The sequence below is a fragment of the Hymenobacter negativus genome, assembly GCF_016056375.1.
GTDB classification, from domain to species: domain Bacteria; phylum Bacteroidota; class Bacteroidia; order Cytophagales; family Hymenobacteraceae; genus Hymenobacter; species Hymenobacter negativus_A.
This window is the reverse complement of record NZ_JAEDAE010000003.1, coordinates 627,661-647,465: the sequence shown is the minus strand read 5'-3', so window position 1 is coordinate 647,465 and position 19,805 is coordinate 627,661. Positions and strand designations below refer to the sequence as shown.

Genomic DNA, 19,805 nt, shown 5'->3' with positions numbered 1-19,805 from the left:
AAATACGCGTCTCTACTCTCTCTTCTCCCCAGCCCATGAACCCGCCCAACTCCCACCCCACCCCGATTTCCACCACGGTTTATGCTGATTCGGAGCAGGCTTCGGTCGCCGTGGCCGGCCAGATTGCCGACCTTATCCGGGCGCGCGCCGCTGAGGGCCGCCCCTGCGTGCTGGGGCTGGCCACCGGCTCCTCGCCCACACGGGTTTATGAGGAGCTGGTGCGCCTGCACCGCGAGGATGGCCTGAGCTTTCAGAACGTCATCAGCTTCAACCTCGATGAATACTACCCCATGGCCCCCGACTCGTTGCAGAGCTACGTGCGCTTCATGCGGGAGTACCTGTTCGACCACGTTGATATAAAACCCGAGAACGTGCACATCCCCGACGGCACCGTACCGCCAGAGCAGGTAGCCGAGTTTTGCCGGCGCTACGAGGAGCAGATTCGCGCTGCCGGCGGGATTGATTTGCAGCTACTGGGCATCGGGCGCACGGGGCACATTGGCTTCAACGAGCCCGGCTCCGGCCCGGCTTCCCGCACCCGCCTCATCACCCTGGACCACGTAACGCGCACCGACGCGGCTTCCGACTTTTATGGCGAGGAAAACGTGCCGCGCCGCGCCCTCACCATGGGCGTGGGCACCATTCTTGAAGCCCGCCAGATTGTGCTGCTGGCCTGGGGCGAAGGCAAGGCCGCCGTGGTGAAGCGCATGGTGGAAGGCGAAATAACGGACACTGTGCCGGCCACCTACCTGCAGCGCCACCCCAACGTGCAGGTGGTGCTGGACGAAGCCGCCGGGGCCGAGCTCACCCCGCGCAAAACGCCCTGGCTGCTGGGCCTGCCCGGCGACTGGCACGATGCCGCCCTGGTGCGCAAGGCCGTGACCTGGCTGGCCCGCACCGTGACCAAGCCCATCCTGAAACTCACCGAGGAAGACTACAACGAAAACGGCCTTTCGGAGCTACTGGCGCAGTCCGGCCCGGCCTACGACATCAACATTCGCGTCTTCAACGAGCTGCAGCACACCATTACCGGCTGGCCCGGTGGCAAGCCCAACGCCGACGACACCTACCGCCCCGAGCGCGCCGAACCGTTCCCCAAGCGCGTCCTCATCTTCAGCCCCCACCCCGACGACGACGTGATTTCGATGGGCGGCACCCTGCTCCGCCTCGTCGACCAGGGCCACGAGGTGCACGTGGCCTACCAGACTTCCGGCAACATTGCCGTGTTTGATGACGAGGCCATTCGCTTCGCCGATTTTGTGGCCGATTATGACCAGGCCTTCCACCTGCCCACTGGCGAGCCGGCCGACAACCTCTACCACCGCGTGGCCGATTTCCTCAAGAACAAGCAGCCCGGCCAGGTCGATTCCGACGAGGTGCAGCAGATAAAGGGCCTCATCCGGCGGGGCGAGGCCAAGAGCGCCTGCCGCCTGGCCGGCATCCCCGACGCCAACGTGCACTTCCTGGACTTGCCGTTCTACGAAACCGGCCGGGTGCGCAAAAAGCCGCTGGGCGACGAGGACATCCGCCTTACCATGGAGCTGCTGAACCGCATCCAGCCCCAGCAGATTTACGCCGCCGGCGACCTCTCGGACCCGCACGGCACGCACCGCGTGTGCCTGGCGGCCATTTTCGAGTCCATTCACCGCCTCAAAGCCTCCGGCACCGCCTGGCTAGCCGATTGCTGGGTGTGGCTCTACCGTGGAGCCTGGCAGGAATGGGAAATCGACCAAATTGAGATGGCCGTGCCCCTCTCGCCGCAGGAGCTCACGCGCAAGCGCCGCGCCATCTTCAAGCACCAGAGCCAGAAGGACCGGCCGCTATTCCCTGGGGCCGACCAGCGCGAGTTCTGGCAGCGCGCGGAGGCCCGCAACCGCACCACGGCCAAGCTGTACGACCAACTGGGCCTGCCGGAGTACGAGGGAATTGAAGCGTTTGTGCGCTGGGAATTTTGAGGGCCGATGAAAACGTAACCGGCGCGCAGGCACCGGGCAGTGGCAGTTTCCGTATGTGCGCTGGGTGCCTGGCTCGGCAGTGGGGCTGCCTACATATGCCCCGGTACCATCTTTGTGCTTCCGTTACCCAATGCTTTCCCTGTGCCACTACGCCTATGCCTCTTTATACTCTGCCTGCTCGCCATTGGGTTGCGCGGCGGGGCTCAGCCGCTCACCAACCAGCATGGCGCCCCCGGCATTGATGTAGTACAAGTGGGCGTGCTGCCGGACCGAGGTTATTCCTGGGAAAGAATCCGCACCGATTCCACCTTGGTGTTTGCCCCGGCCGACTCCTTGCACCCGGCCCAGGCGCGCCGCTACTGGCTAAAGCTAGCGCTGACCAATAACAGTCGCTACGCCGAAGCCGTGCAGCTCACGGTGCTGCCCAACCTCGACAACACCCTCTTTTATTTCGACAGCGACGCCCGGGCCTGGCGCACGCGCCGGGCGGGCGTGGCCGCCCCCACCGACAGCCAGCGCGTGAAAGGCCGGCTCCTGCTGCGGCTACCGGGCCGCACCACCACCCCGGTGTACGTACGGGTAGCCCTGAGCCCGCGGGCCACCCTGCCGGCCGCCATTCGGCTGCGGCTACAACTGGAAAAAGAGGCCGTGGTGCAGCAGGTGGACCGCTTCTACAGCACGGCCTGGGCCGTGTCGCTCACGGCGCTGCTGCTGCTGCTGCTCACCAACCTGCCCACCTACGTCCGCTTCCGCGACCGCAGCACGCTGTTCTACCTGAGCACGCAGGTGGGGGCGGCGCTGTACGTCACCGCGTTTCGGGGATATTTTAAAGTACTGTGGCCGAGCCCGGTATTCAGCCAATTGGCACTGTCCGACGGGCGCAGCTACGCCTACACACTCAACAACGTGGCCATGCACCTGAGCGTGGTGCTGATGCTCAACGGGTTTGGGCAGATGACCCGCACCTATTTGCTGCTGCCGGCCCGGCTGCCGCGCTTCGATGCCGCGCTGCGCTACGCCCTGTGGGGCTACCTCGGCTTCACGGTAATGGTGGGACTGGTAAACCTGAACGGCTTCTATCTCAACCAATACAGCCTGCCCTACGACAACCTGCTGGTGCTGGGCGTGGTGGGGCTGCTGCTGGCCATTGGGGTGGTGGCCTACCGGCGGCGGCTGCCGCTGGCCCGCCCCTTCCTGGTGGCCAACGTACTGCCAATGTGCTTCCTGGGGTTCATCGCGGCGTACCACGTCGTCATCGGCTTCGACAACAATGGCAATATGCTGCTGCCCGACCTGGCCATTCTCTCGCACGCGCTGTGCTTTTCGGTGGCTCTGAGTATTCGCTCCCATAGCTTGCAGCAAACCCTGCTGGCCAAAGAGCACGAGGCCGCCAACCTGGCCCTTGACATCCGGCAGCAGGAGCTGCGCCACCGCGAAATCGTGCTTAAAAATAGCCACATCCAAACCGCCCTGCTCCAGATGCAGCGGCAGCAGCAGGCCCGTGACGAGCACGCCCAGCAGCTAAGCGCCGACATTCAGCAGCACGAGTCCACCAACCAGGAGCTGCAGCAGCAGCTCGAAGCCAACCAGCGCGAGCTGGCCTCCACCAGCCTCTACGTGCAGCAGAAAAACGCCTTGCTGGCCGAGCTCAAGCAGCAGATTCAGGAGTTGAACGCCCAGAGCCCGAAGCAGCGCAAGGAGCTGGCGGGCATCAAGTCCATCCTGCAAACCAGCCTCTACCTCGACGAAGACTGGGGCAAGTTTAAGGTTCATTTCGAGCAGGTGCACCCCCGCTTCTTCGAGGAGCTGCAGGCGAAGTACCCGGCCCTGACCAGCAACGAGCAGCGGCTGTACTGCTACTTTCACATCAACCTGGCCACCAAGGAAATCGCGGCCCTGCTCAACATCGACCCGGCCAGCGTGCGGCGAGCCAAAACCCGCCTCTTCAAGAAGATTGGCGCCGCCGACGTGGCCGCCGGCCGCACCCTACCGGCCGAAGCCGGGCCGCTGGCTGGCGAGTAGCGCGAAAGTCCGGCGCGCCCGGCGGGTCATGGGCAAAGCAGCTGGGTTGCTAAACAACCGACATAGGCGTCCCGTCGAAGTCGGGGGTCAAGCGGCAGCATATTGGCTCGGCCGGCGAAAATTGGCAGGCATTTGACCCTTGCCCAGCCACTCATAGGTGGGCCTCTTTCCATCCCTGGCGCAAACGCCCGGCTGCCGCACGACATCCGGGCGTTTGCATAACGGGCCGGACTGCCAATTCTTTAACTGTTCTTCATGGGTTTAGAGAGCTGGTCAGGGCTACCTTTGTCCAGATAGGCTTTAACTCATATTTAATTGCCACCCTCCGCCCGTCTGGGGCTAAGCCGTCTTCCCCCTTTCCCCTGTATTACTTATGAAACAAACGTACTCCCTGCCCCACACGGGGCGACTGACCCGCAGGTCCGGGCTGCTGGCTGGTTCCTCGCTCTTCGTGTTGCTCGGCATGGGGCTGGCCGTGCGGCTAACTCAGCCTGCAAGCGTCCCTGCGGCGGCCATTGTCCCCGCGGGTGTTGCCCAACCGGCGGGCCCCTACCGGGCCCTTGCCCAGTGGCCAGCCCCCTTCCCAGGCGCTTGCGGGATGCAGCACCAAGCGGCCCCCGTGCCGGCCGACACCAGCCACCGGGCAATGGTCGGCATCCTGGCTGATGTGCGCCGCCGCTCGTTCTTCTTCGCCTCCGGCAAGGGCGCGGGCCTTACGGCCGGCAACTACCGCCAGCACCTACGCGCCACCCTGGATGCCGGCCGCTACGCCGTGGCGGCCGACACCGCCGGCCAGGGCGGGGCGGCCTGGCAGGTCGACTTTGCTTTGCGCGGCATTGGGCGGGACGGGACCTTGGCTTTGCGCCCGGTGGCCACCCCCACTGCCCCGCCGGCCTTAGCCGAGGGGCACGCCAGCTACCAGCAGCCTGGCTTTGCGGTAGACTACGACAATACCCCCACCGGCCTGCGCCAGACCTACCGCCTGGCGGCCCGGCCCGCCGGCAGCGGGCCGGTGCAAGTGGCGCTGGCCCTGACCACCCACCTGCACGCCCGCCCGGCCGGCGACACGGCCGTGGTGTTTGCCGTCGGCAGCAGCCCCGCACCGGTGCTGCACTACGGCAGCCTGCGCGCCTGGGACGCCACCGGTCGCCGCCTGCCCGCCACCATGCACCTGGCCGAACAGGGCACCGCCCTGGCCCTGGTGGTCGACGATGCTGGGGCCCGCTATCCGCTCACCATCGACCCGCTGGCCAGCACGGCGGGCACTACCCTAAGCGGGGCCAGCGCGGGCGACACCTTTGCCACGAGCGTGGCCCTGGTGGGCGACCTCAACGGCGACGGCTATGCCGACCTGGCCGTGGGTGCCCCCGGCTACAGCGGCGGAGCAGGCGCCGTGTACCTCTACCGGGGCAGCAGCACCGGGCTGGCCACCACGGCCGTCACCGTGCTGCAGGGCAGCGGCACCGACGCCAACGGCACTAGCGTGGCCGGGGCCGGCGACTTTAACGGCGATGGCTACGCCGACCTGCTGGCCGGCGCGCCGGGCTATGCCAGCAATGCCGGCGTGGCGTTCATCTACGCCGGTGGGCCGTCCTTCTTCACCAACCCTACGGCCAATGCCGCGGGCATAGCCGGCTTGCCCAATTCGCGCGGGGCCACCAGCGTGGCCGGCGTGGGCGACGTGAACGGCGACGGCTACGACGATTTCGCGTTTGGGGGGCCGGCGTATAACGTGAATGTCGGCTCGGTCTTCATCGTCTTCGGCAATGCCAGCCTGAGCGTGAACACCAACACCGCCACCGTGGGCGGAGGCACCAACTACCGGCTGGGTGCCAGCCTGACCGGGTTGGGCGACACCAACGGCGACGGCTACGCCGACCTGGCCGCGGGCGCGCCGGGCACCAGCGCGGCCCTGATTGTGCAGGGGGCCAATGCGACGGACTACCCGTCCTTTGGCCGCTTCTACGTGCAGCCGAGCGGCGGCACCACGGCCGGCACCAGCGTAGCCGGCCCCGGCGACGTGAACGGCGACGGCTACGCCGACATTCTGCTGGGCGCGCCCGGCGCCGGCACCTCGGGCTCGGTGTTCCTGTACCTGGGCGGCACGAGCCTGTCGAGTTCCTCCTCGCAGGCCGCCGTATTCAGCACGGCCGAGCCAGGGGAAAACTTCGGGCAGGCCGTGTGCGGCACTGGCGACATCAACGGCGACGGCTACGCCGACTTCGCGGTGGGCGCCCCCGCCTACGCGGCCAACAAGGGTCGCGTGTACGTGAGCCTGGGCAAGGCCGTGCTCAGCAACATCAGCAACGTGCCCCCGACCTACGACGGCGAAACGGCAGGCGACCGGTTTGGCAGCAGCCTGGGCGGCGGCGATGCCAACGGCGACGGCTATGCCGACCTGCTGGTGGGTGCCCCGGCCAACAGCAGCAGCACCGGCCGGGTGTATGCCTACTACGGCAGCCCGGCCGCCCTGCTTGCCACCCCTACCGCCACCCTAACCGAGCCCTCCCCAGCCGATGGCAACGCCTACGGCGTGCGCACGGCCAGCGCGGGCGACGTGAACGGCGACGGCTACGATGACGTGCTAGTGGGCGCTTACCTGGCCAACGGCGGTAAAGGCCGGGCTTACCTCTACCTGGGCAGCAGCACCGGCCTGGCCACTACGCCCACCGTCCTCGACGGACCCGGCAGCACCAACAGCTACTTTGGCTACAGCCTGGTCGGCGCCGGCGACGTGAACGGCGACGGCTACGATGACGTGCTGGTGAGTGCCTTCCGCGCCAACGGCGGCTCGGGCCGGGCCTACCTCTACCTGGGCAGCAGCGCCGGCCTGGCCACCACCGCCACTACTTTCTCCGAGCCTGTTTCGGCCCCCAACAACGGCTTTGGCTCCAGCGTGGCCGGCGCGGGCGATGTGAACGGCGACGGCTACGCCGATGTGCTCATCGGAGCCTACTTCAGCGGCAGCGGCCAGGGCCGGGCTTACTGCTACCTAGGCAGCAGCACCGGGCTGGCCACTACCCCCACCACCCTCAGCGAGCCCAGTGCCGCGGCGGGCAACAACTTCGGCAACAGCCTGGCCGGCGCGGGTGACGTGAACGGCGACGGCTACGCCGATGTACTGGTGGGCGCGCAAGGCCCTAACGACAACTCCCGCCAAGGCAGGGCCTACTTCTACCTGGGCAGCCGCAACGGGCTGGTTAACACCCCCAGCACTGCCTTGAGCGAACCCAGCGCGGTGAATGGCAACAACTTTGGCACCAGCGTGGCCAGTGCCGGCGACGTGAACGGCGACGGCTACAGCGACGTGCTGGTGGGCGCTCAGGGCCCCAATGACGGCACCCGTCAGGGCCGGGCCTACTTTTACCCGGGCAATAGCGCCGGGCTCACAGCTACGCCCACAGCCACCCTGAGCGAGCCCAGCGCGGTGAATGGTAACTACTTCGGCTACAGCGTGAGCAGTGCCGGTGATGTGAACGGTGACGGCTACAGCGACGTGCTGGTGGGGGCATCCGGGGCCAGCAGCACCAATACCGGCCGGGCCTACTACTACCTGGGCAGCGGAACCGGGCTGCTGACCAATCCCACCACCCTCAGCGAGCCCGGTGCGGCGGCCGGCACCAGCTTCGGCCTGAGCGTGGCCGGGGCCGGCGATGTGGACGGCGACGGGTATAGCGACGTGTTAACTGGCGCGTCGAACCCCAGCGGCCAGGGCCGCGCCTACCTCTGGCGCGGCAACCAGGCGGCGGCCCGCGCCGGGGCCCTGCGCCTCTACAATGCCAACTACACCCCCATCAGCGCCAGCAACCGCAGCGCGACCCAGTTCGGCATCGGCCTGACGGCCCGCAACCCGGCCGGCCGCATTCAAGCCCGCGTGGTGTGGGAAGTGGTACGCCAAGGCCAGGCGTTTTCCAATGCCTCGGCGCTGCCCAACTCCATGGCCTACAGCGGCCGCGGGGCCTGGACCAACCTGCCCGCCAGCGGCACCGCCCCCGAGCTGCGGGCTCTGGTGGCCAAAGTAGGCCGCACCAGCAAGGTGCGTGCCCGCCTCGAATACGCCAGCTCACCGCTGGCCAGCGGTCCGACCAATGGGGTGGGCGGCCCCGCCAGCCGCGTGCGCTACGGGCCCTGGACCTACGTGGCCGGCCAGCAGCTGGGCCTGAGCACCAGCGCCGCCACACCCCTGCCCGTGGTCCTCACGCGCTTCGCCGCCACCGGCCCTACCGGGCACGGCCCGGCCGCTGTGCGCTTGGCTTGGGCCACGGCCTCGGAACAAAACAGCCAGGCGTTTGAAGTGGAGCGCAGTACCAACGGCGTGGCCTTCGCCACCATTGGCACGGTGACTGCCGCTGGTACCAGCAGCACCGCCCGCGCCTACGAGTTGCTGGATGCGAAGCTGCCCGCCGACGCGGCCCTGCTCTACTACCGCCTGCGACAGATGGACCTGGACGGCACGTTCAGCTACTCGCCCGTGCGCACGGTGGCCCTGGTGGGCGCGGCTACGGGCGTGGGCCTGTTCCCAAACCCCACCACCTCTGGAGCCACCCTGCTGGGCGCGCAGCCCGGCACGGCCGTGACGGTGTACGATGCGCTGGGCCGCCCCGTAGCCACCGCCACGGCCGACGCTTCGGGCACGGCGGCGCTGACGCTGCCAGTAGGACTGCCGGCGGGCGTGTACCTGGTGCGCGTCGGTGACAAAGCACTAAAGCTGACGGTAGAGTAAGGCCCCACCAGGCGGTGCCGGAACCTGGGTTATCAGTACTTTAGCGGGCACTAACCCACCCTGCCCGCCATGCAACGCACCACCCAGGCCGCCCTTGAAACCACCGGCACCGCGCCCCTCGCGGAGGCCTCCCAGCCCGGCCGCCTCATCAGCCTCGATGTGTTTCGGGGCATCACCGTGATGGCCATGATTCTGGTGAATAACCCCGGCGACTGGGGCCACATCTACCCGCCGCTGGAGCACGCCGAATGGAACGGCTGCACGCCCACCGACCTCATTTTCCCGTTTTTCCTGTTTATCGTAGGCGTGAGCTTGGTATATGCGCTGGATGGCGTGAAGCGCCAGGGTGGGCCGCAGGGCGCCGTGCTGCTGCGGGTGCTACGCCGGGCGGGCGTACTCTTCGGGCTGGGCCTGCTGCTGTCGCTGTACCCAAAGTTCGACTTCTCGGTGGTGCGCATCATGGGCGTATTGCAGCGCATTGCGCTGGTGTTTCTGGGGTGCAGTGTCATCTTTCTGAAAACCAACTGGCGCACGCAGGTCTGGCTGATGGTCAGTTTCCTCATCGGCTACGCGGTGCTGATGCAGTTGGTGCCCGTGCCCGGCTTCGGCCCCGCCAACTTAGAGCCCGCCACCAACCTCGGCGCCTGGCTCGACCGCACCATCTTCACCGAAGCCCACCTCTGGAAGCAAAGCAAAACCTGGGACCCCGAAGGCCTGCTCGGCACCCTGCCGGCTCTGGCCACCGGTCTGCTGGGCGGCCTCACCGCCCAATGGCTGCGCCACCGGGGCCCGGAGCCGGCCGCCAAAGTGGCCTGGCTGTTTGTGGCCGGCGGCGGCCTCATCCTGCTCGGGCTGTGCTGGGCCCCGTGGTTTCCCATCAACAAAGCCCTGTGGAGCAGCCCCTACGTGCTCTACACCGGCGGGCTGGCCATGGCCGGCCTGGCGGCGCTCTACTGGATTTGTGACGTGCAGGGCTACCGCCACTGGACGCGCCCGGCGCTGGTCTACGGCGTCAATGCCATTCTGGTGTTCTGCCTCTCGGCGCTGCTCTCGCGCACGTTCGGGCTGTTCAAGCTGGCCCTGCCCGGCGGCAAAACGGGTGGCCTCAAGGAATGGCTCTACGAATGGGGCATCGCTCAGCATTTTTCGGACCCGCGCACGGCCTCGCTGGTGGGCGCGGTCACGCTCATCGTCATCTGGTACTTCATTCTGAGCTGGATGTATAAGAAGGGCGTAGTGCTGAAGGTGTGAGGCGTTAGGCTAGACCATTATCGTCTGTCATCCTGAGCGCAGCGAAGGACCTTCTCACGTCTGAGCAAAATATGCGAACGTGAGAAGGTCCTTCGCTGCGCTCAGGATGACAGCCGTTGACGGATGATGACAGCTAACGTGCCGTTCTTTGCCAGCTCAGACGGCATCCTTCAACAATGAAAATCCTCATCATCGGCGGCGGCAACATGGGCCTAACCTATGCCCGCAGCTTCGTGCGTGCCCACATCACCTCGCGGCTCGATTTGCGCCTGCTGGCGCGCTCGCCCGAGCGGGTGCCAGCCCTGGCGGCCCACGAAATCGGCACGGTGTGGGGCTCGCCGGCCGAGTGCGTGCCGGGGGCTGATATCATCATTCTGGCCGTGAAGCCACAGGACTCCTCTGCCCTATTTACGGCGCTGCAGGGGCTGGTGCAGCCGCAGCAGCTGGTACTCAGCATCATGGCCGGGGTAAGGATTGATACCTTGCGCGAGGCCCTGGGCACGCCCAAAATCATTCGGGCCATGCCCAACCTGCCCGCCCAGATTGGCATGGGCATGACGGCCTTCACCAGCACCGACGAGGTGACCCGCGCCGAGCTGGTGCAAGTACAAAACCTGCTCAGCACCACCGGCAAAACGGTTTATGTTGAAAACGAAGGCGCCATCGATGCCAGTACGGCCATCTCGGGCAGCGGCCCAGCCTACGTGTATTACTGCATGGAAGCCCTAATGGCCGCCGCTGCCCAAATGGGTTTCAGCGGGGCCGAAGCCGAGCTGCTGGTGAGCCAGACGTTTCGGGGCGCGGTGGAACTCTACTCCCAGTCGGGCCTGAGCTGCCAGGACTGGATTGCCAAAGTGGCCTCCAAAGGCGGCACCACCGAGGCCGCGCTGGGCGCTTTCGGGGCGGGCGCGGTGCGCGAAGGCCTCATGGCCGGAGCCGGCGCGGCGCGCGACCGGGCCGAGGAGTTGGGGAAATAACATCGGGGCGTGGCGCAATAATGACGTTATTTGGCCCATGAAAAAAACCTTCCTTTTCCTGCTGCTTGGCGTCGCCATTTACCTGCCGGCCCAGGCTCAAACATCGAAATCGACCACGGCGGCTAATGCCGTCCTCGCACCCATTTCGGCCAGCCATCGCCAGGCGGCCGAGTCGCTGCTGGCACTCATCTACCCTCCGGGCGCTTTCGATAAACTCGTGGACCAGATGCTGGAGGTGCAGCTCAAGCAGCGCCCCGAAGCGGCTGCCATTGAACCCGAGATGCGTGCTTTTTTCAGCAAGTACATGAGCTGGAACAGCCTGAAGCCTGATATGGTCGAGGTGTACAGCCGCAATTTTACGGAACCGGAGCTGCGCGACATCACCAAATTCTATCAGACACCCTCCGGACGTAAGATGTCAACCGTGCTGCCTCAACTGATGCAAGCCGGTATGGAAATCGGCCAGAAACGTGTTCAGGACCATTTGCCGGAACTGCAGGAGGCCATCAAAGCCAAGATGGAGGCCGAAAAGAAATAGCTTGCTTCGTCCGTCCAGCCAGTTGCGGCAGCCCCGGCCTACTTATTTAGGCCAGGGCTGCCGCCGCTGTTTTTAGGCCACCGAATACCCGGCGAAATCCTTGCGCAACTGCGTTTTCAAAATCTTCCCAGTAGCCGTGTGGGGCAGTTGGTTCACGAACTCCACGGCATCGGGCTCCCAGAACTTGGCCACCCGGCCGCGGAAGAAATTTAGCATCTCCTCGGCCGATAATTCCATGCCCGGGCGACGCACCACCACCAGCAGGGGCCGCTCGCTCCACTTGGCGCTGGGCACGCCGATGACGGCGGCTTCGGCCACGGCGGGGTGGGCCACGGCCAGGTTTTCGAGCTCGATACTGGAAATCCACTCCCCGCCGGATTTGATAACGTCTTTGGAGCGGTCGGTGATGTGCATATAGCCGTCGGGGTCGATGGTGGCCACGTCGCCGGTGCGGAACCAGCCGTCGGCCGTCAGTTCGCCGGGCGTGGCGGTGCGGAAGTAGTCGCGCACCACCCACGGCCCGCGCACCAGCAGGTCGCCGAAGGCCACGCCGTCGTGGGGCAGCGCGTGGCCGTCGTCGCCCACAATTTTCATATCGACGCCAAACACGGCCCGGCCCTGCTTGGCCCGGATGGCCATGCTATCGGCCGGGCTGAGGCCGGCGTGCTTGCCCTTGAGGCGGGCAGTAGTGCCCAGCGGGCTGGTTTCCGTCATGCCCCAGGCGTGCATGATGGTTACGTTTAGCTCCTCCTCGAAGGCTTTCATGAGGGCTGGCGGGCAGGCCGCCCCGCCCACCACCGTGCGGTTGAGAGTGCTGAACTGGCGCTGCCCTTCGCGCATGAACTGCAGCAGCGCTAGCCAGATGGTGGGCACCCCAGCCGAGAACGTGACGCCTTCGGTTTCAAATAATTCAAATAAACTGGCGCTGTCCATGCCCGCGCCGGGCAGCACCAGCTTGGCACCATTGAGCGGGGCCGCGTAGGGCAGGCCCCAGGCATTGACGTGGAACATGGGCACCACCGGCATTATCACGTCCGAGGCCGAGCAGCTCAGCGCATCGGGCAGCGAGATGCCGAAGGCGTGCAGCACCGTGGAGCGGTGCGAGTAGAGCACGCCCTTGGGCTGGTCGGTGGTGCCGGAGGTGTAGCAGAGCGAGCAGGCCGTGTTTTCGTCGAAGCTGGGCCAGGTGTAGTCGCCGGTTTCGGCGGCCAGCAAGTCCTCGTAGCTGCACAGGCCAGGCAGCTCGGAAGCGGCAGGCAGGTGCTCGGGGCCGGCCATGAGCACCCATTTTTCCACGGTGGGGCACACCGGGGCCAGGCGCTCCACGAGGGGCAGAAAGGTGAGGTCGAAGAACAGCAGCCGGTCCTCGGCATGGTTGATGATGAACACCAGCTGCTCCGGGAACAGGCGCGGGTTGATGGTGTGGCACACCGCCCCAATGCCGGCCACGCCGTAGTACAGCTCAAAATGACGGTGCGTGTTCCAGGCCAGGGTGCCCACCCGGTCGCCGTTTTCGATGCCGGGTTTCAGCAGGGCCTGGGCCAGCTGCTTGCTGCGGCGGTTGGCGTCGGCGTAGGTGTAGCGGTGCATACCGCCGCCCTCAGGACGGCGCGACACGATTTCGGTATCGGAATGCCACTTGGCGGCGTGCTCGATAATTGTAGCCACACGCAGCGGCTCGGCCATCATCAATCCTAACATAGGGGTACGGAGTGGGAATGTAGGGCCGTAAGGTAGCGAAAGGCAGTGCATTTCCACCGCTGTCCCAGCCCAACAAACTACCGCGCCGCCTCAATAGCCAGCTGCAACAGGTTCGAACGCACGCTCAAATCCCCTAGCTTGTTATTGCGCCGCGTGGGGTGCACGCGGTTGGTGAGCAGCACCACCACCAGGTCCTTCGCCGGCTCCACCCAGAAGTAGGTGCCCGTGAAGCCGGTGTGGCCGTAGCTGCCTGGCGAGGCACTTTTGGCCGAGTTTACCGAGGGGTTGGCGGCGGGGCGGTCGAAGGCCAGGGCGCGGCGGTTGTCGGGGCAAAACTGGCAGCTGGTCCACTCCGTCAGTACGGTTTTGTCGAAGAGCTGCTGGCCGCCGTAGCGCCCGCTCCAGGCGTAGGTCTGGGCCAGCTTGGCCACGTCGTTGGCATCGCCAAACAGGCCGGCATGGCCCGAGAGGCCGCCCAGCAGGGCCGCGCCCTCGTCGTGCACCGTGCCGTGCACCAGCTGCTTGCGGAAGGCCGAATCGACCTCCGTAGGCACAATGCGCGCCACCGGAAAGCGGTTGCGGGGCCGGAAGCCCAACGTGGTAGCACCCAGCGGCCTGTACACTTCTTTCTGCAAAAAGGCATCGAGCGGCAGCCCGGTGCGGGCCTGCACCAACGCTGGGTACAGCACAAACGACAAGTCCGAATACAAGTAGCCCGGCTTCTCGTTCAGCGGCGACTCCCCTATCTCTTTATAAATACGAGCCGGCAAATCCTTCCGCGCCCAAATGCCCTGGGCCACCGGCAACGGGAACCGGCCCGACGAATCGGCCCGGAAGTAGCGGCGGCGCAGGTCGCCGTTTTTCTTCACCAACTCCTTCCAGAAAGGAATAAAAGCCTTGAGCCGGGCCTGGTGGGCCAGCACGTCGCGCATTTTCAGCTCGGCCTTGTTGGTGCCGCGCATGAAAGGGAAATAGCTGCCCATCGTGCTATCGGGGCTGAATTTGTGGTCGGCTTCCAGGCGCATCAGCGCGGGCGTGGCGGCCATCAGCTTGGTCATCGAGGCCAAGTCGTAGAGGTCGTCGTCCTTCACCGGGCGCGGCACCGAAACGGGTTTTGCATCGGTCACTACGGCATCCTTTTTCTTCTTTTTCTTATCGACTACGGTTTCACTAAAACCTGCATACGTCTGGTTGCCATAGCTTTTGCGGAGCACCACCGTGCCGCGCCGGGCAATGAGTACCTGCGCCCCCGGAAACGCCTGCGCCGCCAGCGCCCGGCCCACCAGGCTGTCCACGCGGGCTTCGAGGCGGCCGTCCATGTTCACGTCTTCGGGGTTGGCGTAGCGCAGGCGGTAGCCAGCGGCCGTGCGCAGCCCAAAGCCGCGCGGGTACCGGTCGCTCACCGTCACGGGCAGCTTGCCGGTGGCTGCAATGCCGCCGAAAATGGCCTGCGCGGCCAGGTTCTGGGCATTCGGGCTTTCCTGGTAAGCCATGATAACGGCGCTGGCCCGGTCGAGGTCGCGTACCTTGGCCACGGCGTAGGCCGAGCCGAATACGCTGAGCACCAGCGTTTGCTTCTGGTCGGCGAGCTCGCGCAGCAGCATGTTGTCCTCCGGCGTGATGCCGAAGCTGGTGGCCGGCAGGCGGCCCAGGCTTTGCAGGCTCACCAGCACGAGGTTGTAGGGCTTGAGGGCGGCGCGCAGCTTCATCAGCTCATCGAGCGAGGCCGTGGCGGCAATGTGAAAATGCGCGGCCGGCGCGTAGTCGCTCACTGCCTTCTGGAAGTCGGTGGTGTCGCGCGGTGAGCCGCCCAGCACCAGCGTGGCAATGCGCAGCGTGTCGAGGCGCTGGAGCGGCAACAGGCTATTCTGGTTGCGCAGCAGCGTGATGCTCAGCTCCGTAAGACGGTGGCTGAGGTACTGCGCGTGCGGGCCGTTGAGGTCTTCGTAGAGGTTTTTAGTATCGATGGGCCGGTAATGGTTCAGGCCCGACCACTGCTTGAGGGCCAGCACGCGGCGGCAATGCTCGTCGATTTCCTTCTGCGAAATCCGGCCGCTATCCACGGCAATCCGCACCATCTTCAGCGCCAGCGGAATGTTCTTGCTGAACTCCAGAATGTCGTTGCCAGCCATGATGGCACGCACGTCGGCCTCACCGGGCGGAAACCTGCTGATAACGCCCCGCATGTTCATGGCATCGGTGAATATCAAGCCCTTGAAGCCCATTTCATCCCGCAGCATCCCCGTGATGATGGGCCGTGAGAGTGTGCTCGGGCCCAGCACGGTATCCAGCGCCGGCACGTTGAGGTGGGCCACCATCATGCCGCCCAGCCCGCCCGCGATGAGGCTGCGGAAGGGCGGCAGCTCTAGCGTATCGAGCCGGCGGCGGTCGACGCGCACGGTGGGCAGCGCGAGGTGCGAGTCGGCGTCCACGTCGCCGTGGCCGGGGAAGTGCTTGGCCACGGCCAGAATACCATTATCCTGCATGCCGCGCATGTACTGACGGCCGTCGCGGGCCACGGCCGCCGGGTTTTCGCCCCAGCTGCGGAAGCCGATGACCGGGTTGGCGGGGTTGTTATTCACATCGACCACCGGCGCGAAATTGACGTGCATGCCCAGGCGCTTGAACTGCCGGGCCACCTCGCGGCCCATGTCGTAAAGCAGCGTGGTGTCGGTTTCGCCGCCCAGGCTCATCTGGTAGGGGAATTTCACCACGCTGTCGAGGCGCATGCCTACGCCCCATTCGCCATCCAGCGCCACCAGCAGCGGCACGCGACTCTGGCTTTGGTAGCGGTTTAGCAGGCGGGACTGCCGGGCCGGGCCGCCCTGAAAAAATATCAGCCCGCCGATGCCATACTGCTTGATAAGCGCCGAAACCGAGTCCTCAAAAACCCGCGTGCGGTTGGAGTACGCGGCCACCATGAAGAGCTGCGCGGCGCGCTGGTCGGGCGTGAGCACCCGCATCAGGCTGTCGACCCAGGGCGAATGCAGGTAGCGGGTGAAGGCCGGCGCATTGGGTGGCAGTTCGGGGCGAGCTACCGGTCCCGATTTTGCGTGGGGCCGCCGGGCGGTTGAGGGCTGGCGGGCGGGTGCCGGCACGGTGCGGCGCTGGGCAGCGGCTGGTAGCGAAGCCGCTAACAGGCCCACAAACAAAATATACTTAGCGAATGACAAAGGCAGTTTTTTTAATACGAAAGTAGGGCTTATGCCCCCGAATCAACTGGCAGAAAACGCTGCCGACACCGAGTTACGAAAAAATGCCGGCCCTCGCTGAAGCATCTCATCGAAGGCAACTATTTACGCCCCCGCAACCCGAAGCAATGAACTTTACCGGACTCGCATTCTACAGTATTTAACTCTCATTGAATTGGGCTTATTTCTATATGTTATCTATATTAAATTGTCTGGGCCTAATATTTTTCATAAATATGTATATAACTTGCGTACTCATTCAACATTATGTCCTTATGACAAACTTTTTTACCCGTTCTGCAAAACGGTTCGTTAATTCTTCATCCCGTTCATTTCGGCTTTTTTCACAACCGGCCGGCTTTGCAATAGCCATTTGTTTATTAGCTGCCGGCACGGCGCAGGCTCAATCTGCTACATATTACTGGCAGGGTGCCAATGGGACGTCGGCCAACTGGGCCACGGCCGCCAACTGGAATACTTCCCCTACCGGGGGCGGTACCACTCGTGCAGTGACAGCCAGCACCGACATCCTCATCATCCAAGGCGGCACGTCGGCCTCTCCCAAAATAGTGAGTGTGAACTTTGGCTCTACAGGTACTACTTCCTCACAATCAATTGGCCGGCTGATACTTCGTGGCTACACCGAACTGCACGTGCCCACGGCCAACAGCTCTGCTACCATTAAAAACCTGACCATTACCGGCAGCGGCCAGCTGGCCGGCGCAGCCCCCGACGAAACCACCACGGCCATTGATGACCTGGTGGCGGAGAGCGGCTCGAGCGTCCAGGTTATCGGCGACGGGGCCAATGGCAACAACAATACCCGGTCCAACCTGAACTTTATTTTGGGCACCAATTCCGGCCCGTTCCCGAATGCTACGGGCTACTTCGCGGGGGCCCTCACCTTCACCAACGCCACCAGCAGCAACGGCAACGGGCTGGTAACGCACACCATTCAGGGGGCCACGGCCGGCACGGTGCGCTTTGTGAACGGCAGCACCTTTACCATTGCTTATGCCGGCAGCGGCGATTCCTACACGGGTGCATCGGTTAGCGGGCCTAATGGCCTGGTGACGTTTGAGAGCGGCTCGTTCATGGACCAGCGCACGGCCAGCGATAACTACGGTCCCGTACTGTTTCAGGCCGGTAGTACTTACCAATATTACGGCGGCACCTTTGGTCCCCTCACCACCGACCGCACGTATGGCAACCTCACCTTTGCGAATAACGCCACCAATGCTACGCTTGCGGGGGGCTTCTACCTGACCATCCTCAATAGCCTTAGCAAAATTGCCGGTAGCACCTCCGTGGTTAACATTTCCACGGCTTATACCCTGATTGGGGGCGACATCATCAACTACGCCGGCACTCTGAATTTCGTACCCAACGTAGGTGGCGCGGTTACCTTCAATGGCACGACGCCGCAGGCCATCAGCGGCTCGTTTGCGCCGGTATTTGGCGCCAACGCGGCCGTTACCATGAACAATGCGCAGGGCCTGACGCTAAACCTGCCGGTGACGATTGCAAACAGCCTGAACTTAACCAACGGGCTCATCAACACCACAGGCACCACCGTGCTCACGCTGCCCGCCGCTGCCTCCATTGGCGGTGGTAGCAGCACCAGCTATGTGAATGGCCCGGTGGCCCGCACCACCGTAGCCGGAGCATCGACCAACATGGTGTTTCCCGTGGGCAAAAGCGGCAATTACCGTCCCATCACCCTGAACATTACCGCCCAGGGCAACGCCGTAACGTACACGGGTGAGCAAATTGAAACCCCGCCGGCCCAGACGGTGAGCAGCCCGCTCACGCGCGTATCCTTCCGGCGCGCTTTCACGCTGGTTCCCAGTGTGGCTCCCACCGCATTCAGCGCCACCGTGACGCTGAGCTTCGGCACCGATGACTTCGCTAATTACCCTGCCGATGCCAGCTTCGTAATGGCTCGCCGCGACGGTGCCAACCCGTGGGTTAGCATTGGCCGCTCGGCCAATACCGGCACTGCCACCAACGGCGCCCCCGTGGTGGGCACGCTGACATCGGCCGCGTTCACTACGTTCCCCACCACTATTTCGGGTTACTCGCTGGCCAGCACCAGCCCGGCAGCAGTTGGGGCCTACCCCGGCCTGAACCCGCTGCCCGTTGAACTCTCTCGTTTCGATGCCACGGCTAAAGGCGCGGGCGTGGCCCTAACCTGGGCCACGGCCAGCGAAAAGAACAGCGACCGGTTTGAGATTCAGCGCAGTGCCACGGGCGAGGTTTACGAAACCCTGGGCAGCGTAAAAGGTCAGGGCAACACCACCCTGGCGCACGACTATTCTTTTGTGGATAGCCACCCGCTGGCCGGCACCGCTTACTACCGCCTGCGGCAGGTCGATTCCGACGGCACCTTCAGCTTCTCGCCGGTGGCCGCCGTACAAACCGAGGCCAGCACCAAAGTTGAGCTTTACCCCAACCCCAGTGCCAGTCAGCTCATCCTGCCCGCCGGCGTTGGCGTGGTGCAGTACCGCATTTTCAATGCCCTGGGCCAGACTTTGCTCAGCGGCAAAGCCACCGACAACGACCGCCTCGACATCACCAGCCTGCCTAAGGGTCCTTTCTTCCTGGAAATGAGCGGCGCGACTGGCCGCCACACCCAGCGCCTGATGCGCGAATAGCTTGCAGCATTGGCTGGCCCTTGACACCACACTGGCCAGCCCGCACCACCAAGCCCCGCCCCTACCCCGCGTAGAGGCGGGGCTTTTTTTGGGGTATTGCGAAGTGACAAGATGCCGGCATTGCCTTTTTTGGCCTTTCAACGTAGAGAGTAATTGGTATAATCGCCTTTCACCGTTTGTCTTATGCGCATTCCTGTTCTATCCATTGGGCTGGGTGGCCGGCTGCTGGCGCTGGCTGGCGCCATGCTGCTGGGAGCCTGTAGCGGCCAGGCCCCGCTGGAGCAATCCAGCGGCGGTACCAGCCGCTCTACCGCCGTGCAAATGGATACCACGGCCACGCTGCCCACCGAAGCCTGCGGCCTGCTCACGCCCGGCGAAGTAGCCAGCCTCACGGGCCGCCTCGTGCAGCAGCAGGCCCAGGGCGAGGCTTGTCGCTTCGTGGAAGCCGACCAGCCCGCCAGCCCCGATGCCGTGGTGATGGTATCGTTCCGGCCGGCCGCTGCCTTTCAGATTGCCCAGGCCGGCAACGACCTGCGCCGCCGCAACATGGTGCCCGTGACGGGCCTGGGCCGCGAGGCCTATTACGACGACAGCCACGGCGACCTCTACGTGCGCCTGCCCGACCGCACCCTCGTCATCGGGATGCCGCGCCGCGTGAAAGCCTATTCGCGCGAGCGCATTGCGCCAGAGCTGGGCCGCCTGGCCGTGGCGCGCCTGACTGCCCGCGCCGGGAGTGTGCCGGCACAATAGGGCGGGCGGGTACGTGGGCATGCCGCCGTTTCGTAGCTTGCGG

10 protein-coding genes are annotated in these 19,805 nt (G+C 64.9%); 8 read left to right on the top strand and 2 right to left on the bottom strand.

Features of this window, described 5'->3' with window-relative positions:
• Positions 1-35 precede the first annotated feature (35 nt).
• The 6 genes from nagB (at position 36) to I7X13_RS10595 (ending at position 11,466) form a co-directional block, all read left to right on the top strand.
• Positions 36-1,955 carry a glucosamine-6-phosphate deaminase gene (nagB, locus tag I7X13_RS10620; protein WP_198075458.1) on the top strand — a complete coding sequence of 640 codons (1,920 nt, stop codon included), beginning with the start codon at positions 36-38 and terminating at the stop codon, positions 1,953-1,955.
• A gap of 141 nt (positions 1,956-2,096) precedes the next feature.
• Positions 2,097-3,977 carry a 7TM diverse intracellular signaling domain-containing protein gene (locus I7X13_RS10615; RefSeq protein ID WP_198075457.1) on the top strand — a complete coding sequence of 627 codons (1,881 nt, stop codon included), beginning with the start codon at positions 2,097-2,099 and terminating at the stop codon, positions 3,975-3,977.
• A 598-nt stretch (positions 3,978-4,575) separates the two neighbouring features.
• Positions 4,576-8,700, top strand: coding sequence for an FG-GAP-like repeat-containing protein (locus tag I7X13_RS10610; protein ID WP_198075456.1), 4,125 nt, complete (start codon positions 4,576-4,578; stop codon positions 8,698-8,700).
• Positions 8,701-8,769: 69 nt separating this feature from the next.
• A complete protein-coding gene (locus I7X13_RS10605; protein WP_198075455.1) occupies positions 8,770-9,951 on the top strand; it encodes an acyltransferase family protein in 1,182 nt (393 codons plus the stop codon).
• Between the two features lie 176 nt (positions 9,952-10,127).
• The gene (gene proC, locus I7X13_RS10600) at positions 10,128-10,928 is read left to right on the top strand and encodes a pyrroline-5-carboxylate reductase (RefSeq protein ID WP_198075454.1); all 801 of its coding nucleotides are present in this window, start codon (positions 10,128-10,130) and stop codon (positions 10,926-10,928) included.
• 37 nt (positions 10,929-10,965) lie between these two features.
• On the top strand, positions 10,966-11,466 hold the full coding sequence (locus tag I7X13_RS10595) for a DUF2059 domain-containing protein (RefSeq protein ID WP_198075453.1): 501 nt from the start codon (positions 10,966-10,968) through the stop codon (positions 11,464-11,466).
• Between the two features lie 72 nt (positions 11,467-11,538).
• Here I7X13_RS10595 and I7X13_RS10590 read toward each other — a convergent pair whose 3' ends face one another.
• On the bottom strand, positions 11,539-13,167 hold the full coding sequence (locus tag I7X13_RS10590) for a 3-(methylthio)propionyl-CoA ligase (protein ID WP_198075452.1): 1,629 nt from the start codon (positions 13,165-13,167) through the stop codon (positions 11,539-11,541).
• 77 nt (positions 13,168-13,244) lie between these two features.
• Entirely contained in the window at positions 13,245-16,340 is a 3,096-nt protein-coding gene (locus tag I7X13_RS10585; protein WP_198075451.1) for a glycoside hydrolase family 3 N-terminal domain-containing protein, read from the bottom strand.
• Positions 16,341-16,867: 527 nt separating this feature from the next.
• Here I7X13_RS10585 and I7X13_RS21920 point away from each other — a divergent pair.
• Together I7X13_RS21920 and I7X13_RS10575 are read left to right on the top strand one after the other, a co-directional pair.
• Positions 16,868-19,012, top strand: coding sequence for a T9SS type A sorting domain-containing protein (locus I7X13_RS21920; protein ID WP_198075450.1), 2,145 nt, complete (start codon positions 16,868-16,870; stop codon positions 19,010-19,012).
• A 183-nt stretch (positions 19,013-19,195) separates the two neighbouring features.
• Positions 19,196-19,762 (top strand): hypothetical protein, encoded by a 567-nt coding sequence (locus I7X13_RS10575; protein ID WP_198075449.1) that lies wholly within the window; start codon positions 19,196-19,198, stop codon positions 19,760-19,762.
• Positions 19,763-19,805: the final 43 nt, after the last annotated feature.